The organism is Nocardiopsis lucentensis DSM 44048 (assembly GCF_000341125.1).
Lineage (GTDB): Bacteria > Actinomycetota > Actinomycetes > Streptosporangiales > Streptosporangiaceae > Nocardiopsis > Nocardiopsis lucentensis.
The window spans coordinates 1-6,275 of the sequence record NZ_ANBC01000249.1; the positions used below are offsets into that span (position 1 = coordinate 1).

At 69.9% G+C, this 6,275-nt stretch carries 7 protein-coding genes and 1 pseudogene (1 of these 8 running past the window's edge); all 8 read left to right on the forward strand.

The window, feature by feature from the left end; genetic code table 11:
- Window positions 1–196: 196 nt before the first annotated feature.
- A complete protein-coding gene (gene coaD / locus D471_RS0108375; protein ID WP_026127532.1) occupies window positions 197–685 on the forward strand; it encodes a pantetheine-phosphate adenylyltransferase in 489 nt (162 codons plus the stop codon).
- 250 nt (window positions 686–935) lie between these two features.
- On the forward strand, window positions 936–1,481 hold the full coding sequence (locus D471_RS0108380) for a YceD family protein (protein WP_017598200.1): 546 nt from the start codon (window positions 936–938) through the stop codon (window positions 1,479–1,481).
- A 131-nt stretch (window positions 1,482–1,612) separates the two neighbouring features.
- Complete coding sequence (rpmF, locus tag D471_RS0108385) at window positions 1,613–1,789, forward strand: 50S ribosomal protein L32 (protein ID WP_013151268.1); 177 nt, start codon at window positions 1,613–1,615, stop codon at window positions 1,787–1,789.
- A gap of 330 nt (window positions 1,790–2,119) precedes the next feature.
- A complete protein-coding gene (rnc, locus tag D471_RS0108390; RefSeq protein WP_017598201.1) occupies window positions 2,120–2,869 on the forward strand; it encodes a ribonuclease III in 750 nt (249 codons plus the stop codon).
- Window position 2,870: 1 nt separating this feature from the next.
- Complete coding sequence (mutM, locus tag D471_RS0108395; RefSeq protein ID WP_017598202.1) at window positions 2,871–3,725, forward strand: bifunctional DNA-formamidopyrimidine glycosylase/DNA-(apurinic or apyrimidinic site) lyase; 855 nt, start codon at window positions 2,871–2,873, stop codon at window positions 3,723–3,725.
- Between the two features lie 167 nt (window positions 3,726–3,892).
- Window positions 3,893–4,180: an acylphosphatase gene (locus D471_RS0108400; protein ID WP_017598203.1), complete on the forward strand. Its 288-nt coding sequence runs from the start codon at window positions 3,893–3,895 to the stop codon at window positions 4,178–4,180.
- Window positions 4,181–4,514: 334 nt separating this feature from the next.
- The gene (locus D471_RS0108405; RefSeq protein ID WP_017598204.1) at window positions 4,515–4,706 is read left to right on the forward strand and encodes a hypothetical protein; all 192 of its coding nucleotides are present in this window, start codon (window positions 4,515–4,517) and stop codon (window positions 4,704–4,706) included.
- A 420-nt stretch (window positions 4,707–5,126) separates the two neighbouring features.
- A pseudogene (gene smc / locus D471_RS33525) lies at window positions 5,127–6,275 on the forward strand (chromosome segregation protein SMC) (it continues 2,369 nt past the right edge of the window).

Here is a 6,275-nt window from a genome sequence, read left to right on the forward strand (position 1 = left end):
GAGCCTGCGGCGTGCCTCCCCATGGGCGGGGTCGGTTGGGGTAGAAAACGGGCAGAAGGTCCGCTTCGGGGCACGTGCGCGCGGAGGCGGCGAGTCGGCGCGCGTGGTCACTATGCGGGTGTTGCCCGAATCGCCGCGAGAGGCAACCCCTACGATCGCGGTACCCGAGAGTAACTCCTGAGAGGGGCGATCCACCGTGCGCCGAGTCGTCTGTCCGGGATCCTTCGACCCGGTGACCTTCGGACACATCGACATCATCGGGCGTGCCGCCAAGCAGTACGACGAGGTCGTGGCGGCCGTCCTCAACAACGTCAACAAGCGCGGCCTGTTCACCGTCCCCGAGAAGCTGGACATGCTCAGGGCGAGCACCGCTGACCTCGACAACGTTCGGGTCAGTGAGTTCGACGGGCTCCTCGTCGACTTCTGCCGGGCCAACGGCATCGAGACCATCGTCCGCAGCCTGCGCTCGGTCAGTGACTTCGACTACGAACTCCAGATCGCGCAGATGAACTTCCGGCTCTCCGGTGTGGAGACCGTGTTCATGACCGCCAACCCCCAGTACTCGTTCCTGTCCTCCAGCCTGGTGCGCGAGATCGCCCAGCACGGCGGTGACGTCTCCAGCCTGGTGACGCCCTACGTCCAGGGGCGCCTGCGGGACAAGTACGAGGAGCGGGCGGGGGCCTGACCAGCGTCTGCGCCGGGCCGTCGGCACGCTTCGGCCTCCGCGGCCCCGGGTTCCGGCGGCTGATTTGGGTGGTCGGGCCCATGGTAGGTAGAATCTGGGTTTGACCCCGGGCGTCGCCGTCATTGGCGTGCGCGCGGGCTGGTCACGCCGCACCCGTCGTCTTCCTCGACGCGTCCCGCGTGTCCGGCATCTGACGACCTCTCGTGAAAGCGCGATTACCCTGTCTCGTCCAGAACCCCGTGACCCGTTCGTGGTCGACACCCGCCAGCTGGGCCGCCAGCCGGGGTCGATGCGAACCGTCAACCGCATCGTGACCGTGCCGGAGACCTTCTCCGGGGCGATGGCGAGCGTGCCCGAGGGGAGCGAGGTCGAGCTCGATCTCCGGCTGGAGGCGGTGATGGAGGGCGTCCTCGTCACCGGCACCGTCAGCGGTCAGCTCACCGCCGAGTGCTCGCGCTGCCTCGACCCCCTGTCGGACGGCCTGGAAGCCGGCTTCCAGGAGCTGTACCGGTACCCCGGCGACGATGACGAGTCCGCCCTGACCGGTGAGGACGCGGACGACGAGGATGAGGACTACTATCTAGAGGGCGATTTGCTCGACCTCGGACCGGTGGTCAGGGACGCCGTCGTGCTCGCGCTCCCGCTCTCACCGCTGTGCGGACCGGACTGTCCCGGCCTGTGCGCGGCGTGTGGCGTCAGACTCGCCGAGGCCGGTCCCGACCACAGCCACGGCGAGCGCGTCGACCCACGCTGGGAGGCTCTCCGCGCCATCGCGGAGGATCCCGGAGAACGATGAGCTCGTGAACCGGTCACGGGGGCGCCCACCCGGTGCCCCCGTCGAACGGAGCACACCCTCCCCGCCGTAGCGCGCGGGGTGACCAGATAAGCGACCTCCCGCGACCGCGGGGGTGACCCAGGAGGATTGAAGTGGCCGTCCCGAAGCGGAAGATGTCGCGGAGCAACACCCGGACCCGCCGTTCCCAGTGGAAGGCGTCGCGCCCGGTGCTGGTCAACTGCCCGCGCTGCCGTGACCCGAAGCAGCCCCACATCGCGTGCCCGACCTGCGGCACCTACAACAACCGTCAGGTCACCAACCCGGCGTAACGCACTCGTGTCAGGCTTCGGGTCCCAAGCCCGATTCCCGATTCGCCTCGGGGCGGACCCGCACGCCGGGTCCGCCCCGACGTGCTGTCACAGGGAAGTCGTAGCGTGAGTGACCCGCCCCTGTGTGGGCAGTAGACAACCAGAACCGCACAAGCATCCACCCGTGATCCGGGCTCACTCGGGTTCCCGAGTTCGTGGTGGCTGCCGGGGGAGTACCGATCCCGCGACGGTCACCTCGTGTTCGAGCGCCCCTGCCGGGCCGAGGATCCACACCCGACCGCAGGTCGCGCGCCCTCACGGGGGCGCGTCAGAACAGGGAAGTGAACTCGCGTGGCAAGCCAACTCTCCGTCTCCGAGGCCAGGGCGTTCCACAAGGCGATCGGCGTCGAGGTCGATCCCAAGATCCTGCTTCGCGCCCTGACCCACCGCTCCTACGCCTACGAGAAGGGCGGTCTGCCCACGAACGAGCGACTGGAGTTCCTCGGTGACTCCGTGCTCGGCCTGGTGGTGACCGACACCCTCTTCCGCAAGCACCCCGACCTGCCCGAGGGCCAGCTGGCCAAGCTGCGGGCCGCCGTCGTCAACATGCGCGCCCTCGCCGACGTGGCCCGCGGCCTGGGAATCGGGGCCTACATCCGTCTCGGTCGCGGTGAGGAGGGCACCGGCGGGCGCGACAAGTCCTCCATCCTGGCCGACACCCTCGAAGCCATCATCGGCGCCGTGTACCTCGACCGGGGGCTGGACGTGGCCTCCGAGTTCGTGCACCGCCTCTTCGACCCCCTCATCGCCACCGCCTCCGGCCTGGGCGCCGGGCTGGACTGGAAGACCTCCCTCCAGGAGCTGACCGCCGCCGAGATGCTCGGTGTGCCCGAGTACCACGTCGACGAGAGCGGCCCCGACCACCAGAAGACCTTCCGCGCAACCGTCCGCGTCGCGGGGGAGAGCTACGGCCTGGGTGAGGGGCGCAGCAAGAAGGAGGCCGAGCAGCAGGCCGCCGAGTCCGCGTGGAAGGCCATCCGCGCGCGGGCCGACGCCGCCGCCGAGTCCCAGACGTCCGCCAAGAGCCAGAACCGGAGCTGAGGTGCCCGAACTCCCCGAGGTCGAGGTCGTGCGCCGCGGCCTGGCCACCCACGCGCTGGGCCGGACCGTGAGCGCCGTCGAGGTCCTGCATCCCAGGTCCGTGCGCCGCCATGTCCCCGGCACCGCCGACTTCGCGGCCCGCCTGGAGGGGCGCGTGCCGACGGCCGCGCGTCGACGCGGCAAGTACCTGTGGCTGTCCCTGGACAGCGGAGAGATGCTGCTGACCCACCTGGGCATGAGCGGTCAGATGCTCGTCCAGCCGCAGGGCAAGCCCGACGAGAGGCACCTGCGGGTCAGACTCCCCCTGTCGGACGGTCAGGAACTGCGGTTCGTCGACCAGCGCACCTTCGGCCACCTGCTGGTCGACACCCCGGGGGAGCGGGACGACGTCCCGGCCTCGGTCGACCACATCGCGCTGGATCCCCTGGACCCCGTCTTCGCCCCGGAGGCCTTCGTGCGCGCCCTGCGCGCGCGGCGCACCGAGGTCAAGCGGGCCCTGCTCGACCAGTCGCTGATCAGCGGCGTGGGCAACATCTACGCCGACGAGGCGCTCTGGCGCTCCCGGCTGCACTGGTCCCGGTCCACCCAGGGGCTGTCCTCCGCGCAGGCGACCGAGCTCCTGGGACACGTGCGCGACGTCATGAACGAGGCGCTGGCGGTGGGTGGGACCACCTTCGACGGGTTGTACGTCAACGTCAACGGGGAGAGCGGCTACTTCGAGCGAGGCCTGAACGCCTACGGGCGCGAGGACCGGCCGTGCGGGCGCTGCGGTGCCCCGATCATCCGCGAGGCGTTCATGAACCGCTCCTCGTTCAGCTGCCCGCGCTGCCAGCGGGCCCCGAGAACCCGTCGCTGAGCCGTGTTCGCCTTGCTCCCCGCCCTTCGGCGGCGCCGCCGGTGCACACTCCCTCTCTCGTCGGAGCCCGCACCACGCCCCTCCGGAGCCGCCGGAACGGAGGGGACAGGAAGGTCGGGCGTGTCGGTGAGCAAACTGTCTCCGTGAGGTAAGGGAAGGTGCAGCGAGTGGAGAACCACGAGGAGCCCGTCCGGCTGACCGCCTGGGTGCGCGGCCGGGTCCAAGGGGTGGGTTTTCGCTGGTGGGCGCGGTCTCGGGCGCTCGAACTGGGGCTGAGCGGGGCCGCGACCAACCTCGCCGACGGCCGGGTCGAGGTGGTCGCCGAGGGGCCGCGAGGCGATTGCGAACGGCTTCTGGGGCACCTCAGAGGCGGCCGGACGCCCGGTCATGTGGACTCCGTGGTGGAACGTTGGTCCTCTCCTGGGGGCGCGTTCACCGGATTCATCGAGCGATGAGTATGCTTGTTGCGTAACGTGATCCGGACCGTCTCGCGGCGGCCCCAAGGAGACTGCGGTGGGGCGCCGGTCCACTCGGCGCACACCTGCGGGTGTGCGGCACCGGGGGTGGGCGTGTTCGGATCGCGGGACCTCACGTGCCCAGGTCGCTCCGGCCCGGGGTGTGGTCGTTACCGACTGTTGTAATCCAATCTTGACCAGCGGCGCGCGGAGTGAGACTCTGGAAGGCACATCGCGCAATCTTCCACCCGTGGAAACGGCTCGTCAGCCGAGTGTCTTCGGGGTGTCGTGTGCGCGTTTTACCACTGGTCACTCAGTGTGGAGGACCCACATCATGGCGAAGGCTCTGTTTGGCCACGTCGGCGGCTCCGACCCTCGTATGGTTCAGGAGATGCGACGGCTCCAGAATCGAGTACGCGACCTTGAGGCCGAGGTCAGCCGCCTCCAGGCGCGCAACGACCAGCTCAGCATGGCAGTCTCCGACGTCGCCGTCAGTGCGACGGACCGCGAGCCCGCGCTCGCCTAACCCGCGTCGTCGACCCACCGGGTGCACACCCGGGCGACCGCGCGACACGTGAACCACGGACGGGACGCCGTATGCAGCACCTCAGGCGTCCCTGACGGGAGTTCCGCCAGCCGCTCCGCGGTCCGTTCGACCCAGCGGTCCGACCATCCAGAACCCTCCGCCGCAGACTCTCTTTCCTTTTCCTTGCGGCATTATTTACCGTTGTACCCGGCGAACACCGTCACAACCCTCCGTGTTCGCCGGAACTCCCCCGGCTCGACCGTGGCCCACCTCATCGGGCCGGTCGGCGCGAACCGCGCACGTCACCACCGTCTTCGTGGCACCCTTGGATGATGCCGTGCGGAGCCCCACGTCACAGCGGGCGCCGACGTCGTAGGTGAGTGGCCCGCGTGGGCCCGGTGGCCGGTGTGGGAGGTGTGGGTGTACCTGAAGAACCTGACGCTGCGCGGCTTCAAGTCGTTCGCGTCGGCCACCACCCTGCGTTTCGAACCCGGGATCACCTGCGTGGTGGGCCCCAACGGCTCGGGCAAGTCCAACGTCGTCGACGCCCTCTCCTGGGTGATGGGCGAACAGGGCGCCAAGTCCCTGCGCGGCGGCAAGATGGAGGACGTGATCTTCGCGGGCACCTCCACCCGCCAGGCCCTCGGCCGCGCCGAGGTCAGCCTCACCATCGACAACACCGACGGTGCCCTGCCGATCGACTACACCGAGGTCACCATCCGGCGGACGATGTTCCGCAACGGGGGTTCGGAGTACGCGATCAACGGCGACACCTGCCGCCTGCTCGACATCCAGGACCTGCTCAGTGACTCCGGCATCGGCCGCGAGATGCACGTCATCGTCGGCCAGGGACAGCTCGACACCGTCCTGCACGCCGGACCGGAGGAGCGTCGGGCGCTCATCGAGGAGGCCGCGGGCATCCTCAAGCACCGCAAGCGCAAAGAGAAGGCGATCCGCAAGCTCAACGCGATGCAGGGCAACCTGGACCGGGTCACCGACCTCACCGCGGAGCTGCGTCGCCAGCTCAAGCCCCTCGGGCGCCAGGCCGAGCTGGCCAGGCGCGCCGCCGTCATCCAGGCCGACCTCCGCGACGCCAGGCTCCGACTCCTCGCCGACGACATCGTCACCCTCACCGACCAACTGGCCAAGGAGGAGGCGGACGAGAAGGAGGTCCTCGAACGCCGAGCCGCGGCCGAGGCCAGCCTCACCCAGGCCCAGGAGCGCGAGACCGCCCTGGAGACCCAGGCCGCCGAGGCCGCCCCGGTCCTGGCCCGCGCCTCGGAGACTTACCACGCGCTCTCCCGCCTCGCCGAACGACTGGATGCCGTCCGAGGGCTGGCCAACGAGCGCCACCGCAACCTCGTCGCCGTCACCGACGACCCCGTGAGCCGCCGCGACCCCGAGGAACTGGAGATGGAGGCCGAGGAGGCCGCCGCCCAGGAGGAGGAGCTGCTCACCCGGCTGGAGGAGGCCCGGGAGGCCCTGGAGGTCTGCGTCGAGGAACGGACCTGCGCCGAGGACGCCCTGTACCGCGAGGAGAAGCGGCTGGAGGCCGCCACCCGTGCCTCC

What these genes read in the sequence shown, in the direction of transcription:
- D471_RS0108405 (WP_017598204.1), top strand. Translation starts at nt 4,515, where the DNA reads ATGGCGAAGGCTCTGTTTGGCCACGTCGGCGGCTCCGACCCTCGTATG.